We start from the raw sequence: 15,879 nt of genomic DNA on the forward strand, positions 1-15,879 counted from the left end.
TCACTCGCCATAAAAAGTAGTCGGAGGGTCTCGCGCGAAGCGAAACCACCATCGATCAGGGCGCGGTCGCGGCGACCGCCTCGCTCGTCGGCGTGGCGGCGGGCGCTTCGTCGGCCCACGGCTGCGGCAGCGTCGCGAGCGTGAGTGCGCCCGCTATCGGCGTGCCGCCATAGAAGGCCGCCAGATCCGCCTTCATCTGCGGGCGCGCCACGTCATCCAGATAAATCATATGCCCGCCCTGGAAGAAGTTGACCTGCAGATTCGGCTCGAGGCCCTGCACCGTCTTCAGTCGCGCGAGCTGCTTCTCGGTATTGAAGAACGGCGTGGCCAGATCGTGGTAGCCGTTTTCCGCCAGCACCTTCAGTTGCGGATTCAGCTGCAGTGCGCCGAGCAGATCGGGGATCGTGTCGGGCAGCGGCTGACCGCCGTGCGAGAAATTCCACGCCTCGATGACCGCGTCGTTCAGCGGCATATACGCGGCGTTCGGTGCGGTGTAGCCGAGGTAATCCGGCATCTGCGTGGCCAACGCATTGGTGAACGGCAGCGAGATCAGGATGTCCGACGGGTCGCCGTCGCTTTGCAGGCGCGGGTCCGAGTTGGGCAACGACACGCGACCATCGTAGCGGCCGATCGTCGAGCCCGGCACCAGCGTGATGTTGAACGGATTGACGTTGAAGTAACCCTGCATCGCCTGCAACGTGAGGCCGGATTCGGCGTCCCAGAACTTCTCGAGCCACGTCGGCGGGAAGTTCGGCGGTCCCGCGTAAGTGGGCGCGCCGAGCTGGCTCAACGTCCAGTACAGCGAATAGTTCTTGAACAGGTTGTAGTTGGCGGTCACGAACGCCTCGCTGCGAAGCGCGTAAGTCGCCTGATTCACTGGCGCGGGCGACACCTGGTTGTAGTATGCCGCGACCTGGGCATAGCCCGGCATGTAGCCGCTCAACGTATCGGTTTCGAGCGCGAGCTGATTGGGCGAACCCGTGATCGCCACCGCCTCGATCGCATCCGCGAAGTAGTTCAGGATCGAGGACTGCAGCGTGATCCCTGTGAGGTGCACGCCGGCCGATTCGAGCGCGAGCGCGAGGATGTCGGTGCGAGGCGTGCCGTACGATTCACCGTACAGATAGATCGGCGAGCTGCTGCGCGAATTGACCGTCAGGTAGCGAATGATGAAGTCACGCATGATGTTCGCGTCCGCATCGGTGCTCCAATAGGTCTGGTTGGTGTTCGGCAGGATCGCCTCGGAGAGGCCCGTGCCCGGCGGATCGATGAACACGAGATCGGTCGTGTCGATCAGGCTTTCGGTGTTGTTCACGAGCGGGTAGTTCGGCCAGCTGGTGCCGTTCAGCAGCGGATCGGTGGTCGCGACGCGCGTCGGCGCGAACGATCCGAGCCGCAGCCAGATCGACGAAGAGCCCGGCCCGCCGTTATAGACGAACGTGACGGGCCGCGGTTTGCCATTCGTGCTCGGCGCCGTGTAGGCGACATAAGACATCGTCGCTTCGGGTGCGCCGCTCGTCAGATCCATTGCGGTCAGATGGCCGGTGGTCGTCGTGTAGTTGATGGTGGTGCTGCCGGACGTCCATTGGTAATGCATGATCGCCGCTTTCTCCGTGACCAGCGACGAGGCAATGCCGGATGTCGCGCTCGTCGAATAGCTGGTGAGATCGGTATAGGGCTGATTGGCGGACGGCGTCTGCGGCGCGGATGCGGCTTGCGCCTGATTGGCGACCTGCGCCATGCTGCCTGGAACCGCCGACGCCGACGAACCTCCATCGCTGCCGCCGCATCCGGCGACGATCACGATTCCGAGTGTCAGCACGCTTAGCGCGGCTAGCCGGCCATGACGACGGACGCGGCCATCGTCGGTACTCCTTCTGTCTGGTTTCATCTCGTTCCCTGGTGAGTGATACCGCTACACAACGGCCGCTTTTCGCCGGTCGCGCGTTGGAGATCGAATAACCCGCACCGCACTCGAAGACACGCAGCGCTTGCATGGACAGCTTTTCCGAATTCATTAATTCAAATTGCTTGCGTGGATATTTCTATTTGCTTTCCAGAGTTACCGATTGAATGGGCAAAGGAATTTCCTGTCGATTTATCTCGACATTTGAAGAGAAATTTAAAATTGAATCTTTCCGGCGCTTAGCAAGAGTGAAAATAAGATGCGAAATGAGGTCTTGTCAAGGATAGAGCGGTGATTATGCTATTCGGGATAGAGATGGTCTGTTAGCGAGCACCGGTGCGGTCTCGGCGGCTTGGCGCGGAAAAATGCTGTCCGGATTTATCCGCATTGCATTGGATTTTGGTGGGAAAGTCGTCGGAATTAATTGCGTTTCAAAAATGAATTAAATGGTAAATTTAACCGGTGCAAACGTATCCTTCATCGAATTAAAAAGGCGATATTCGAGTCAGGCCCGTGGCCGAATTCGATACCAGGTAAGAATCACCGCCAACAAAAACGCGACATAGGCGACCACGAACACCCACGGTGGAAAGTCGTAATACAGCCAGGCGCTTACCCACCGCTGTATGAAGCCTTGCGGACCAGCCGTGCCCGTGCGCAGATTGTCCTCCAGCACGGTCAACGGGCACGGCACATCGAGCACCGCGAGCGCCGCGACGATACCGATGGCGAGAACATGCAGCGTACGAAACGCGCGATTGCGCGCCCACGGGAGTCGCAAACCGTGGGCGATCCAGATCGCGAATAGTCCGCCGACGATAAACACCACGATCAGCGCGTGCAGCACGAGAACAACATTGGCGAGCCAGATCATTCTGCTTCCACTCGGGATGTATCTGGAATCATAAGGCCAAGCTCAGTGCACTCGCCTGAACATGCCGCCGCGCCTCACTGCCCATTGCCATACAGATCGAGCAGCATCAACGTCACACCATTGGTCCACCCGAAGCCGTCCTGCAGCGGATACTCGCCACCCCCGCCGCCGCCTTCCCCCGCACCTTCGACGACGTACTTCTCGACGAGCTTCTGCTGCGTGTTGTAGACGTTCTGGACGTCCGCGAGAAAGCGCGTGCCGATCGACTGAGCGAGATCGGTGCGTCCGTAGCGCTTGAGGCCCTGAATCGCGATCCAGTGCAACGGCGCCCAGCCGTTCGGTGCGTCCCATTGCTGCGTGGTGTTATAGATCGAGGTCGCGAGGCCGCCTTGCTTGAGCAGCACGTTCTGCACGGTCTGCGCAGTCTTCCACGCGCGCTCGGGCCACGCCACGCCGGCCATCAGCGGATACAGCATCGCCGGGGTCTGGTTGTCGCGTGACTTGCGGAGTTGCCAGTCGTAGTCGCCGTAGTAGCCGTTGCTATTCCACAGATAACGGTTGATGCCTTCCGCGCGACGCGCCGCGTAGCCGATGAACTGCGCGACGCAATGGAAGTCGCGTGTCGCCGAGCAGCCGCGCGCGATCGTCGTCTCGAGATGGAATAACAGGCTGTTCAGATCGACTGGGATGATCGATGTCGTGCGCACCGTGGCGAGCGTCTGGTTGTCGCCGAACCAGCGTGAGCTGAAATCCCAGCCGCTTTCGGCGGTCGCGCGCAGATCGCGGTAGACCTGGTTGGCCGGACGGCCGCTCGCCTGCGCGGTCTGCACGTCCTCGAGATAGGACTCGTCGCGCGGCGTGTCCAACTCGTCCCAGTAGCGGTTCAGCACGGTGCCATCGTTGAGCACGACGACATTGCGCGTCGCGCCGCCGCGGGGCGTGCTGGCCGAACCCTGCATCCAGTACGCGTACTCCTTGCGCAGTTCGGGCAGGTACTTCTGATAGACCTTATTGCCTTCCTTTTGCGCCGCGAGCTCGACCATATACGAGTAGAAAGGCGGTTGCGAGCGGCTCAGATAGTACGTGCGATTGCCGTTCGGGATATGACCGAACGTGTCGATCATGTACGCGAAGTTGTCGAGCATATCGTCGACGAGATCTTCGCGTCCGGACTCCTGCAGCCCCAGCATCGTGAAATAGGTATCCCAGTAGTAGCCCTCGCGAAAGCGGCCGCCCGGCACGACGTACGGTTTGGGCATCGGGATCAGCGAGCTGTAGTCGGGCGCGCTCGTCGTCGTGCGCGTGAGGCCGCTCCACAGCCAGTCGATGTGCTCGCGCAGACTCTGATTGGGCGGCGGCGTGATGCTCTGATCGGGCGGCGGAGTGAAGTACTGGCTGACGAATTGCTGCAGCGAAAAACCGGGCTGGCTCTTCCGCGTTTCGTATAACTGCACGATCGCGGCGGGACTGCCATTCGGCGTCGAGTCGACGAATGTCTTCTGATCGTTGAAGATCTTCGCGGTTTGCACGGCGACGAACAGATCGCCGTACAGGATGTCGGGCGCGGGCGGCAGCGCGGCGCCCACCTGGGTATCGGCCAGACAGCTCGCAGATGCGAAGACGAGCGTGGCGATGCACGCGATGCCGAGCGTGATCGGCGAACGTCGCGGCACGAAGTGCTCATTTAAGCTGGGAAAGAGATGCGCGTTGGATGCGGTGCTGCTGCGAGACAGTGATTGAGTGCTCATGATGCCTCCAAGGTTGTGGGCATGTCACTGGTCTCTTCGCACGCCATTCGACGTCGTCTCCCGACGACATGCGAGTCCGGCACGAGGTGGCCGGATCAATGGCCCCGAAAGCATCGCACGCTTTCGAAGCATCAGGCAACTGCGGCGCAGCACATCCTGTATGCACTCAGCATGAAGATCGAAACGTGATGAACGAAGGGGAAGATGCGCGCAATCGCGTATTTGCGCGTGCTTCGTGATTCGAAGCAATGGAAGCGATGAGCGCGAGCGATTCCGCGAGAAAAACCGCTCGGGGAGCAAGCGACGTACCCGCGTCGACCATTCTGCAGGCCGGCGCGAGTACGGGAGAACAACGAGAAATTTACTGCGCGAGAGGCTGCGTCACGTCCGTACCGAACCAGTGCATCGAGATCTTCTTGAGCGTGCCGTCCTGCTTCATTTGGGTCAGCGCATCGTCGAGTGCTTTCGCGAACTTCGGATTGTCCTTGCGGAACGGGATGCCCATTTCCTGGTCGGCGCCTTTCAGCACCGCGCCCGTACGCAGCGGCAATTGCGAGTTCTTGATGATGTAAGGCAGCATCAGCCGGTCGTCGATGGTCGCGTCGATACGCTTGGCCGCGAGATCGCGCAGCTTCTCGGGTGCGCCCGGATAAGTCTGCACGTTGATGCCGGGTACTGCGCGCGCCATCTGGTCGTAGTTGGTGCCGAGCGTCACGCCGATCTTCTTGTCGCCCTTGAATTCGTCGAGCGATTTGAACTCACGCTTGTCGTCCGCGCGTTGAATCAGCTGCGCGGCCGAGTACGTGTATGGCTGGCTGAAATCAAGAACCTGTTTGCGTTGCGGGGTAATGGTGACCTGGTTGATGATCACGTCGAATTTGCCACTCTGCAGCGCCGCGATAATGCCGCTCCACTCGGTCGGAATGAACTCCGGTTTTACCCCGAGCTTCGCCGCCACGGCTTTTGCGACATCGACGTCGAAGCCTTCCAGTTGACCGTCCTTGTTGCGCGAGTCGAACGGCGGATAGGTGCCTTCGAGACCGATCTTCAGGACTCCAGCCTGTTTGACCGAGTCGAGCAGATCTTCGGCATGAGCCGCGATTGCGGTAAAGCTGAAGGCGGAGATGGCCAGCGCGTTAATCAGCAGCTTCGAAAGTTTCATTGAGTGTCTCCTCTGTACTTGAGTATCAGGCTGCACAACGCAACGATTTCATCATCGTGTGCACACTCTCGACTGTCTCGTTTCGTGAATCATGTCGGGGTGCGGCGTCATCCTAGCACTCCAAAAGTCGTCTGTTTTATCTTTGTTCGGAGGCGGTGGAGCGACGCTTCGAGCCCACGATGATGCCAATCAGTCAATTCGTGAAGACACCCTACGCCCTCACCACGGTCACCCCGGCCGCTTCAATCGGCTTCGTCAATTCCGCACTGGTCTTCTTCTCGACCACGATGGTCTGCGCGAGCGTGATATCACCGATCACGAAGCGGGACGCGGCGTTCAGTTTCGACGACGACGCGAGCACGACCGTCTCCGCCGCGCGCGCGGCGAGCGCGCGCTTGATCGCGGCTTCCTCGAAGTCGCCGGTGGTGAGCCCTGCGCTCGGATGCACGCCGGTCACGCCCATGAAATACAGGTCGGCATGGATGCGCGAAATGCCTTCCATTGCCGCGGCGCCGACGGCCACGATCGAATGCTTGTAGAGCCGCCCGCCGATCAGGATCACTTCGACGCAAGGATGCGCGGCCAGCGCCGTCGCGACGCTCGGGCTATGCGTGACGATGGTCGCGTGCAGATCGGCCGGCAGTTCCCGGACCAGTAGCGCCGAGGTGGTGCCGCCGTCGACGATCACGGTTTGCCCCGGCGCGATCAGCTCGACCGCTCGCCGCGCGATGCGCCGCTTGGCGAGCGTCTCGATGTCCTGACGCTGCTCGAATGACGCGAGCGCGGCAGACGCCGGCAACGCGCCGCCGTGGACCCGCTGCAAGCGCCCCTCAGCGGCCAGTTCGCGCAGATCACGGCGGATCGTATCTTCCGACACGCCAAACGCCACACTCAGCTCGCCTGCGAGCACCTGCCCGTTGCGCGCGAGCTCGTCGAGGATCGCTTTCTTGCGTTGGGTGGTCAACATTGGATTGCACGAAATCACTTGAAATTGCACGAAGTTGCACGATAACATGAATCATTGTCGGTGATCGACAGGAGGGCAACATGACTGCAACGAAAGACCGGGTTCGCATCGTCGCCACGACCTTGCTGTCGGACGACTGGTACGCGCTGAAAAAGGTGACGTTCGACTTCCTGCGCCGCGACGGCACATGGCAGCGCCAGAACCGCGAGACCTACGATCGCGGCAACGGCGCGACGATCCTGCTGCACAGTCCGCGCACCGGCAACGTGATGCTCACGCGACAATTCCGCATGCCCGCGTTCGTGAACGGTCACGACGGCATGATGATCGAAGCGCCGGGCGGATTGCTCGACGACGCTTCGCCGGAAGAGCGCATCCGGCTCGAAGTCGAGGAGGAAACGGGGTATCGCGTCGGCGCGGTCCACAAGATTTTCGAGGCCTACATGAGCCCGGGGTCCGTGACCGAAAAGCTCCACTTCTATGTCGGCGAGTACGAGGCGTCGATGCGCGTCCACGATGGCGGCGGCGTCGAAGATGAAGGGGAAGATGTCGAGGTGATCGAAATGCCGTTACAAGCCGCGTTGCGAGCGGTCGAGGCAGGGGAAATCGTCGACGGCAAGACGATCATGCTGTTGCAGTACGTCGCTTTACGTGGGTTTGCGTCAGCGCGGGCAGCCTAGTTGCGTCGCGAGTTCGCGCAGATCGCCGACAACGAAGTCCCATGCCTCGTTCGCCTTCAGATCGCTCGTCTGCTGAGGGCCATGCTCGGTGGGCCGCAGCACGAACGCGGTGCTCAGACCGACGCGCCGGGCGGCGGCGAGATCGTTGTTATGTGCGGCAACGAGGCATAGCTCGCGCGGTGCGATGCCGAGAATTTCCGCCGTTTCGCTATAGACCCGCGGCGAGGGCTTATAAGCGCGGACGACTTCGGCGCCGAGAATGGCATCCCAGGGCAGACCGGCACGCTTTGCGATGTCCACCATCAGGCGAATGTTGCCATTCGATAGCGGCGCGATGATGAAGCGCCCCTTCAGGCGCTGCAATGCATCGACGGAATCGGGCCACGGGTCCAGCCGATGCCAGGCCAGGTTCAACTCATCGATCTCGGGCTCGGTAACGTCGACGATGCCGAAACGCGTCAGCACTTTGACGAGGTTTTCCCGGTGCAGCACTTCGAGTCTTACATACGGTCTGCGCCCGCTACGCACTTCTTCCATCGCAGGCGAATACTCGCGTCGCCACGCGTCCGCGAAATCGGATGCGTCGAGATTCGGTGCGTACCGCTGCAGAAACGGTTGCGCTTCACGCGCGACGCCGCTTCGCCAGTCAACCACGGTTCCGAAGACATCGAACACGAATGCTTTGATGGTGGTTTGGCTGGTAGAGTCGATGCCCATGATCGTCCTTTGCGGGTATGGCGGGAACAATCCATCTTAGGCGAAGAGAAAGCACGCGTTGCTAGCATCGCGGCGGAGTGTACAGGGCTCGTAATGAACGAGGAGCCGCGCAGGTGCTGAGAGCCGTCCAGGGTTTTGCCTGGTCTCGCGCGTGTCGATTCCCACAGCGGCGGCCCGTCGTGACAGTATGTTCAACCCCTCCTGTGAAAGGCACACTCATCATGGCTACCGGCACCGTCAAATTTCACCGTGTTTTGCGCACGACGCCCGAGCGTATCTATCGAGCGTTCCTCGAACCCGCCGCGATGGCGAAATGGCTGCCGCCGTATGGTTTCACCTGCGACGTGCATCAGATGGATGCGCGCGTCGGCGGCACCTACAGGATGTCGTTTCATAACTTCGGCTCGGGCAAGGGTCACTCGTTCGGCGGCGAATACCTCGAATTGGTGCCGTTCGAAAAGATCCGCTACTCGGACTATTTCGACGATCCGAATCTGCCCGGTCAGATGCATACGACCGTTTCGTTGCGGCAGGTGTCGTGCGGAACTGAACTGAACATCGTGCAGGAGGGCATCCCCGAGATGATTCCGGTCGAGATGTGTTACCTCGGCTGGCAGGAGTCGCTCGCGCAGCTTGCGAAGCTGGTCGAGCCCGAGATTCCGGACTGACATTCAATATCAGTCGCGTGCTGCGTCATCCAGCAAATGTGCGAGCCCGGCGCGGTCCGAAACCGCGCCGCTCGCACTCAATCAGGGAAGGTTCGGCACTTTGACGGGCGCGCCGGCTACATCGTCGGAATCACACTCGGCGACTCCAGATGGCTCTCCACCCGCTTGATGCCGGGCACGTTTTCCGCGGCGATGCGGATCGCGCGCTTCTCCTCTTCGGATTCGATGATGCCCCACAGATGCGCGACGCCGTCCTTGACGAATACACCTTGTTTCGCGAGCCCCCAGCGCTGTCCGTGCATCTCGCGCACGATTGCGTCGCGCAGGCTCGCATCGTCGTGCGAGCCCGTGTCGATTATCGGCTCGGCGGAAGCGAGCGCGCGGATCAGGTTAGAGCGGCTGACGATGCCGACGAGCTGCCCATCCTTCAGCACTGGCACGCGTTTCAGATGCCGGCGTTCCATCAGGTCGGCGATCTGGTGCAGCGGCATGTCTTCGGGAATCGAAATGACGTTCTCGCACATCACGTCGCCGACCACATGCCCATGCTCCTTGATATACCTCGCGGCCTGCTCGCGCGCCGACGAGGACAGCAGTTCGAGCCACCATCGACGTTTGCCGTGCCCGGTGCCGTTTTCCACACGATGCAGCAGATCGCCCTGGCTGACGATGCCTATCACCTGCCCATTGGCGCCGAGCACCGGCATGCCGCTGATGTGGTGATCGACGAATAGCTTCGCTGCGTCGTGGATGGTCATATCCGGTGTGGCGGTAATGACCGAAGAAGTCATGATGTCGAGCGCGCGCATGTTCTTCTCCTGTGCGGGCCGCGACGGGTCCTCATCGGTTGCACGCGTCGCGCGAGGTCGGCAGACGCACCGGGGGACAACGCCGCGGTGCTGAGGCGCCTTGAGTGTAGGTTAACTTTACCGGCTGGTATGCAACACAAGGCAGATCTTCCCGCTGCTAGTGGATTACGACAAAGTCGGCGCCGAACCATATTCAATACCTGATTAACGATAAGGTCGGTTTCAACCGGGATGTCGCTTAGTGCGATGCAGCAATATTCGAGGTCGACACGGAGTGTAGGCGGCGAGCTGTGCGCGGAATCACCCATGCGATTTCGGCATTCGTCGTCGCAGCGAGCGCTTCTGAATCGCTGTCCCGGCGCGGCTTCCTACCGCTGGCATTCTTTAAGCTTGAATTAAGCGACGCGACCTACGCTTCAAACCGTAGCGTGAGAGGAAAACGGCGCGACGGAGTGCACCTTTCCGCCGAGCTACGCATGTAACAACTCGGGCATCCCCGGCAGAAAGAGGTTGAGATGATGTACTTGATTACCGATCTGAAAATGGTCGAAAGCTACGGTCGCATCAAGGCTGACAGCGGCAATGATGCGCTGCATGAGTTTGCGCTCAGCAAGGGCTTCGTCGACCTGATGGAGCTTGCCTCCGCCCGGCCCGCGTTCGCCAACGACTTGCTCGCTGTTCAACTGCAATAAGGAGACTGACGTGGCCATAACTTTGGGGCAGGCGCTGGTGCACGCCGAGCAGCTGGAAGTCCACGGCGTGATTTCCAAGACGTCGCAGGCGCTCATCCGGCTGATGCAGGAGTACCGAGCCGTAGTCGGCGTGGAACAATACGAGCAGGTTATCGAGGAAGCGGGCCTGGCTCATCCGGAGCCGCAGTGAACCGCTTTGCGCATCTTGAACCAAGAAAAAAAGCACTACATATGCGTGCGGTGCCGGCGGGAATTTGTGCGCATTCTCGCCGACACTGAAACCGCCAAACCTCCAAAAGCCGCACTTTGCCGCTAAAAGATAAAACCGGTGTTCACGAACTTCGAGTGATGATTCGTGACAATCGTGTCGAGCAGCGTCTTGTTCAAGTCGGTCTCCTTGGCTGCGACCATGGACCGGATCGAGAACGCGCGCAACGCATCGGTGACCGATAGCGTGCCTTCCGCGGAATCCTTGCGGCCGGCAAACGGAAAGACGTCGGGACCTCGCTGGCACTGGCTGTTGAGATTGACACGGCACACCTGGTTGACGAGAGGGTCGACCAGCGAGCCAATCTGGGCGGCGTCGGTGCCGAAAATGCTGACCTGCTGACCGTGGTCCGAAGTGATGACATATTCGAGCGGTGTATCGATGTGATCGAACGGCACGACTGGGATAATCGGTCCGAACTGCTCTTCACGGTAGAGCATCATCCCTTCCTTGACGGGGTACACCACGGCCGGATAGAAAAGCGTTTTGCAGAACACGCCACCACCTTCATTCACGACCGCCGCGCCTTTCGCTTTCGCATCGTCAATCGCCTGAGTCATGTAGGCTGTACGATGCATGCCGGGCAGCGGTGTAATGGACACACCCTTTTCCCACGGCATACCAACCTTGAGATTCTTGAGCGCTGCGTTGAAGCGTTCTAGAAACGTATCGACGATCGAGCGGTGCACCATCAGGATCTTGAGCGCTGTGCACCGTTGACCATTGAACGACAACGTACCGAGCAGACATTCTTTCACGGCGAGGTCTATGTCGGCATCTGCCAGCACGATCGCGGCGTTTTTGGCGTCAAGGCCGAGAACGGCGCGGAGCCGATGCGACTTCGGGTGCTGCTTTTTCAGATGGTCTGCAACCTTGCTCGAGCCGATCAGGGCAAGCACGTCGATCTTTCCCGAGGCGAGCATGTGTGGCACGACCACCGCGCCCGGTGCATAAATCGTGTTGATGACGCCCTTCGGAAAAGCGGAGCGGAATGCCTCGAGCAGCGGGAAGAACAGTAGCGTGCCATATTGGGGCGGCTTGAATACGACGGTGTTGCCCATCAGCAATGCGGGAATGAGCGTCGCGAACGTTTCGTTCAGCGGATAGTTGTAAGGCCCCATGCACAGTACGACGCCAAGCGGTGTGCGGCGAATCTGGCCGATGGTGCCCTCGGCGATGACAAAGCGCGAGTTGCTATTGTCCAGCTCCTTTAGCGCCGAGATCGTGTCTTGCATATAGCTGATGGTGCGGTCGAACTCCTTCTGTGAATCGGCAAGGCTCTTGCCGATTTCCCACATGATCAGATTCACAATCTCATCGCGCCTGGCCGCCATCAGACGAATGAAGTCCTGCATGCAACCGATGCGCTGCGCGACCGTCATCGTCGGCCACTCACCGCGGCCGTGGTCGTAGGCTCGCACGGCGGCGTCGAGCGCGGCATCGCTCTCGACTTCGCCCATGACGGGATAACTGCCGATTACGACCTGTTCAGCGTCGCCGGAGGCTTGTCGCACGCAGACCGGAGATAGCACGGTCTTGCAGTTTCCATCCCATGCCTTCAGTTCTCCATCGACGAGCGAGACGCGCTGATGAATGGGCTCCGCCAGGCGGGCGGTCTCTGGAATATCGTCGGTGACTGGAAACAACTGCCGGAGGTTTTCGAAGTCGATACTTGCCACGTTTCGCTCCCATGTTCGTGCAGTACGCGGTACGCGCAAGACACAGACAGAAGCATAGCCAATGGAGGCAGAGTTGGAGCCGAACGGTGTCCAACATCAATCAGGAGCGGCGGAAGCGTCCTGGAAACCGGATTCGATGAGATTCATCATCGTGGTCTGCAATTCGACCAGCGGCGTAGCAGTCACTGCAGTCGCTACCCCGTCGGATTTCGGGAGCAGTCCAACGAATGCCGCAATGCCGGTTCCGCATGCCCCTATGAGTAGGGCGGCAGCCAGTACGGCTACACTGCCGCGCACCGCTTGCCTGGGAACGAAGTCCGCAAAACATCGCATGATGGCTATCTCCGATTGACGCAGCTTCTGCAAGCAAAGGATGTGCCGACGCAGCGGGCTGCCAGGCAAGCGTGCCGCTGGAAGGCTGCGTACGCGTTGGCTGCTCGCGCGACAGCGGCAACGTGGATTCGATGGTGGGATTCACCAGACAGTTTGAGCGGGCAAAGACGGTCCGAAACCAACACGTTCGCGCGGAGAATCGGGCGCTTCGACCTTGACGGCGACGCATGCAATATCCTGTGACAGGGAAGGACGGCAGCGAGTAAGCCTCGCGACAGTTCATTTATTGCGAAGTCCGACGCGACGCCTATGCGGCATGCGCACACGATTTACTGTTTCCTCCTACCGAACAGCTGTACTAACATCCAGTAACGGTTCGAGCACTGACGACCGGGCGGGGCCGGGAGGCAAATTGCCTCCTCCTGGAGGACCAAGATGAAACAAAACTCGTCTCGGGAAATCGTCGAACTGCTGACCAAAGTAGTCGGGCTGGCCGCCATGCATGTGCCGAGGGGGCAGACCCGCAGGAGTGCGTCGATAGCGATCGACCAGCTCGAAGAGATCAAGCGCAACGCGGCGTTTGCTCGCCAATATGAATCAGCACCGGAACCGCTACGCGAACTGGTGATGAGGCGGGCCGTAGAAGTCCATGACCTTGCGACTGCACAAGACTACGCGAGCGCCCTCAATGCCCTCAAAGCGGTAGTCGATTTCCTTTATCAACATCTGGTAGACGACTCCGGCTCAGCAACGCCACCGAGCAAACTGGCAAGCATTGATTTGAATGCCGTTCACAGGGCTCTTCAATTCGGAGGTCTTCCGGGACAGTCGCAGCAAGACCCCGATGACGACAACCCGCCGCCAGTGCGTCGCTGAACTTGCCAAGGATAATCGCCGATGCTCTCGGGCCTATCGAAACTACTGGACAAAGCATTTATCCTCGGCTTCTTTTTGCCAGCCCTGCTTGGCTTTACAGGTTTTCTCGCAGCTAATGCGGATATCCCGGTGTTTGGCGATTTGCTGAACAAAGCGACCTCGGACAGCGAAAAGGTCGGCGGCTTGTTTACTTTCCTCATAATCGTATGGGTTCTATCGCTGCTCTTGATGGTGCTGAACAACTGGTTTTATCAGGTCCTCGAAGGATACAAATGGCCATTCAATCGAGAGGCCTGGAAGCGCGATGAGCGCGACCGCCGCAATCGTCAGCTCGGCCTTATAGAACGCCTCCGTACCGAACTCGATACTGAGAACAGTACGATCGAGCGGCTCAAAGCCTCAAAGGAATCGTCGGAATACAGAAAAGCCGAATTGAACAGAGCCACCGTAAGGGCGAGGCTGTATCGCACTCAGGAGCGCAACGCGCGTGATTTCCCTCGCTATGAAAACCTCGTTCTTTCTACGGCCTTTGGGAACACGTTGCGTGCATTCGAGGGTTACTCGAGCGAAGTCTACAAGGTCGACAGCATATTCGTCTGGCCGCGTCTTCTTGCCGTGATCCCAAAGGACTATCAGGCAATCATTGCGGACGCGAGAGCTCCAGTTGACTTTCTGGTCGGACTCGTCGTTCTGGGTTCATTTACGTCCATCTTTACGTTCGTGCGAGCGCTTGACATCTGGCTTGCGGACGGGCTGGGCGGCAATTACGTGTTAGCCGATCTTTTGCAGAATGCCGCGATTGCGGCCGCTATTGCGGTAATCGCGTATCGGCTGGCGATTCTTGAGGCAAGAAGCTGGGGCGACGTTGTCAAATCGGCGTTTGACCTTTATCTGCCGGCACTCGCCGAGCAGTTAGGTTTCGTTCTTCCGACGTCCCAGGCCGCGCAGCAGGAGTTTTGGGCCGCATGGAGCACGCAGTTCCGCTTTCATGCACCGGCAAATACCGCGTGGTGGACACGTGTCCAGCCGGCGACGCCACCAGCAACGACCCAGGCGGATTGGGAGGCGACTGACTCCGCAGGCGAAAGCGACGAGATGCGCGGAGGTTGAGAGGCAACTGCGCTGCCTTTTATTCAGCCTGGAGTTGCGTGCACCATGACACCACAGTTCGATACCGATTTGCGGACCAGACTGGTGAGAGTCTACGGTCGTGTGCAGGGGGTAGGTTACCGGCAGGCTTGCATCGAGGAGGCCACGGCTCGAGGGATCACGGGTTGGGTGCGCAACCGGATGGATGGTTCGGTCGAAGCTGTGTTGCAAGGGCGCGCTGAAGACCTCGAGCGAATCTGCGACTGGCTGGTCGACGGTGCGCATGGAGCGCTGGTGGACCGCCTGGAAATCAAGGAACTGTCGCCACCGGTAGCCAGGTTCGATGAATTCAAGCTGGCCGCGACGGTCTAGTTCGGGTCACGCTACGAGTCCACGCCGTCGGACATGAACGCTGATTCTTCGAGCGCCCTAAGGCTTGACCGCGGAGGCCAGAACGCAGCTCATCGGAAGCCGCAGGTCCCCGTTATCGCTGCGATACGCCTCTGCGTCGCGTGCGACGGCCCGTTCGATAGACGCCAGCGCGGCCGGCGTTTGCGCGTGTAGCAACGCGGAAAACCGCACGCCGCCGCGCAGGAGTGCATGAAAAGGTGTATTGGGAGCATGAAGCACGAGCGTGAGGTCCAACTGCCGCATCTCGGGTTGGACGAACCCGGCATCGAGCAACATGTGCTTCGATTCCTGCCAATCGCTGAACCGGAAGAGGGCTGGTCCCGGCGGCAGGGGCACATCGGTCGTCCCGTGCTGCTCGATTGCCTTCAACACCATGTCGAAGGCCACCGCCTTGTTCGGTGTCGCCCATTCCGTGAAGGCAATTCTGCCATCGGGTCGCAGTACACGAAGCGCCTCCGCGAGTGCGCGCTCGGGGTGCGCGAAGTGCAACATTCCGAAGCTGATCCCCACAGCCGAGAAGCTTTCGTCGGGAAATGGCAAATCCTCCGCGTCGCCGACGCGGAACTCAAGTGCCGGAAAGACGCGTCTCGCCTTGTCGACCATCGCAACCGAGAAATCCACGCCAGCGACATCCGCGCCGCACAGTGCGGCGGCCGCCGCGAGGTAGCCGGGGCCGCATGCGACGTCGAGAAAACGCGCACCCCGACCAATGCAGAGGGTCTCGAGAATTGCCTGGTTAGACTGCGCGGTCAAATCACCGAAATACTCATGATAGGCCTGCGCGACCCGCTCCCAACCTTCATGTTCGAAGGTGCTGAAGTCGAGTTGTCCCATGCTTACCCCCACCGGTTTTACACGTGTGCAACTTGTAGCGCACGACTATGTTCCTCGGAATCCGTAGGTCTGGCTATCGGGGAAACAATTCAGGCGGGCGACACAGCAAACAAACGGATGTGTGGTGCGGCGCACAACTAGCGTCGTCTAAAGCCGCCAGACTTTC

Annotated in this window: 16 protein-coding genes; 7 read left to right on the forward strand and 9 right to left on the reverse strand. The window is 59.9% G+C overall.

Annotated elements, in window-relative coordinates:
• Positions 1-55: 55 nt before the first annotated feature.
• The 5 genes from AB3X94_RS31830 to AB3X94_RS31850 form a co-directional block, all read right to left on the reverse strand.
• A complete protein-coding gene (locus AB3X94_RS31830; protein WP_176111511.1) occupies positions 56-1,891 on the reverse strand; it encodes a peptidase S10 in 1,836 nt (611 codons plus the stop codon).
• A 520-nt stretch (positions 1,892-2,411) separates the two neighbouring features.
• Positions 2,412-2,780 (reverse strand): DUF2784 domain-containing protein, encoded by a 369-nt coding sequence (locus tag AB3X94_RS31835; protein WP_368613610.1) that lies wholly within the window; start codon positions 2,778-2,780, stop codon positions 2,412-2,414.
• A 74-nt stretch (positions 2,781-2,854) separates the two neighbouring features.
• Positions 2,855-4,528, reverse strand: a complete 1,674-nt coding sequence (treA, locus tag AB3X94_RS31840; RefSeq protein ID WP_368613611.1) for an alpha,alpha-trehalase TreA — start codon at positions 4,526-4,528, stop codon at positions 2,855-2,857.
• Positions 4,529-4,889: 361 nt separating this feature from the next.
• Complete coding sequence (locus AB3X94_RS31845) at positions 4,890-5,690, reverse strand: transporter substrate-binding domain-containing protein (protein ID WP_176111508.1); 801 nt, start codon at positions 5,688-5,690, stop codon at positions 4,890-4,892.
• A 211-nt stretch (positions 5,691-5,901) separates the two neighbouring features.
• Positions 5,902-6,657 carry a DeoR/GlpR family DNA-binding transcription regulator gene (locus AB3X94_RS31850; protein WP_176369357.1) on the reverse strand — a complete coding sequence of 252 codons (756 nt, stop codon included), beginning with the start codon at positions 6,655-6,657 and terminating at the stop codon, positions 5,902-5,904.
• A gap of 80 nt (positions 6,658-6,737) precedes the next feature.
• Here AB3X94_RS31850 and AB3X94_RS31855 point away from each other — a divergent pair, with 80 nt between their 5' ends.
• Entirely contained in the window at positions 6,738-7,337 is a 600-nt protein-coding gene (locus AB3X94_RS31855) for an NUDIX domain-containing protein (RefSeq protein WP_368613612.1), read from the forward strand.
• On the opposite strand, the gene AB3X94_RS31860 is transcribed toward AB3X94_RS31855, so the two are convergent.
• Positions 7,320-8,054 (reverse strand): haloacid dehalogenase type II, encoded by a 735-nt coding sequence (locus tag AB3X94_RS31860; RefSeq protein WP_368613613.1) that lies wholly within the window; start codon positions 8,052-8,054, stop codon positions 7,320-7,322. The genes AB3X94_RS31855 and AB3X94_RS31860 overlap by 18 nt on opposite strands.
• A 221-nt stretch (positions 8,055-8,275) precedes the next feature.
• On the opposite strand from AB3X94_RS31860, the gene AB3X94_RS31865 reads away from it, so the two are divergent.
• Positions 8,276-8,722: an SRPBCC family protein gene (locus tag AB3X94_RS31865; RefSeq protein ID WP_176111504.1), complete on the forward strand. Its 447-nt coding sequence runs from the start codon at positions 8,276-8,278 to the stop codon at positions 8,720-8,722.
• A gap of 116 nt (positions 8,723-8,838) precedes the next feature.
• On the opposite strand, the gene AB3X94_RS31870 is transcribed toward AB3X94_RS31865, so the two are convergent.
• On the reverse strand, positions 8,839-9,531 hold the full coding sequence (locus AB3X94_RS31870; protein ID WP_176369360.1) for a CBS domain-containing protein: 693 nt from the start codon (positions 9,529-9,531) through the stop codon (positions 8,839-8,841).
• Positions 9,532-10,055: 524 nt separating this feature from the next.
• Here AB3X94_RS31870 and AB3X94_RS31875 point away from each other — a divergent pair.
• Positions 10,056-10,223 (forward strand): hypothetical protein, encoded by a 168-nt coding sequence (locus AB3X94_RS31875; RefSeq protein ID WP_176110689.1) that lies wholly within the window; start codon positions 10,056-10,058, stop codon positions 10,221-10,223.
• A 10-nt stretch (positions 10,224-10,233) separates the two neighbouring features.
• A complete protein-coding gene (locus AB3X94_RS31880; RefSeq protein WP_176111502.1) occupies positions 10,234-10,413 on the forward strand; it encodes a hypothetical protein in 180 nt (59 codons plus the stop codon).
• A gap of 122 nt (positions 10,414-10,535) precedes the next feature.
• On the opposite strand, the gene AB3X94_RS31885 is transcribed toward AB3X94_RS31880, so the two are convergent.
• Positions 10,536-12,170: an NADP-dependent glyceraldehyde-3-phosphate dehydrogenase gene (locus tag AB3X94_RS31885; protein WP_312883689.1), complete on the reverse strand. Its 1,635-nt coding sequence runs from the start codon at positions 12,168-12,170 to the stop codon at positions 10,536-10,538.
• A gap of 768 nt (positions 12,171-12,938) precedes the next feature.
• Between AB3X94_RS31885 and AB3X94_RS31890 the strand changes: the two genes are divergently transcribed.
• Genes AB3X94_RS31890 through AB3X94_RS31900 form a run of 3 tightly spaced genes read left to right on the forward strand, consistent with a single transcriptional unit; the run spans position 12,939 to position 14,840 of the window.
• Entirely contained in the window at positions 12,939-13,379 is a 441-nt protein-coding gene (locus AB3X94_RS31890; RefSeq protein ID WP_176111501.1) for a hypothetical protein, read from the forward strand.
• Between the two features lie 21 nt (positions 13,380-13,400).
• Complete coding sequence (locus AB3X94_RS31895; RefSeq protein ID WP_368613614.1) at positions 13,401-14,489, forward strand: hypothetical protein; 1,089 nt, start codon at positions 13,401-13,403, stop codon at positions 14,487-14,489.
• Positions 14,490-14,534: 45 nt separating this feature from the next.
• Positions 14,535-14,840 (forward strand): acylphosphatase, encoded by a 306-nt coding sequence (locus AB3X94_RS31900; RefSeq protein WP_176111499.1) that lies wholly within the window; start codon positions 14,535-14,537, stop codon positions 14,838-14,840.
• Positions 14,841-14,897: 57 nt separating this feature from the next.
• Here AB3X94_RS31900 and AB3X94_RS31905 read toward each other — a convergent pair whose 3' ends face one another.
• Entirely contained in the window at positions 14,898-15,713 is an 816-nt protein-coding gene (locus tag AB3X94_RS31905) for a class I SAM-dependent methyltransferase (protein ID WP_368613615.1), read from the reverse strand.
• Positions 15,714-15,879 lie beyond the last annotated feature (166 nt).

This window comes from Paraburkholderia sp. BR10923 (genome assembly GCF_040948765.1).
GTDB classification, from domain to species: Bacteria; Pseudomonadota; Gammaproteobacteria; order Burkholderiales; family Burkholderiaceae; genus Paraburkholderia; species Paraburkholderia youngii.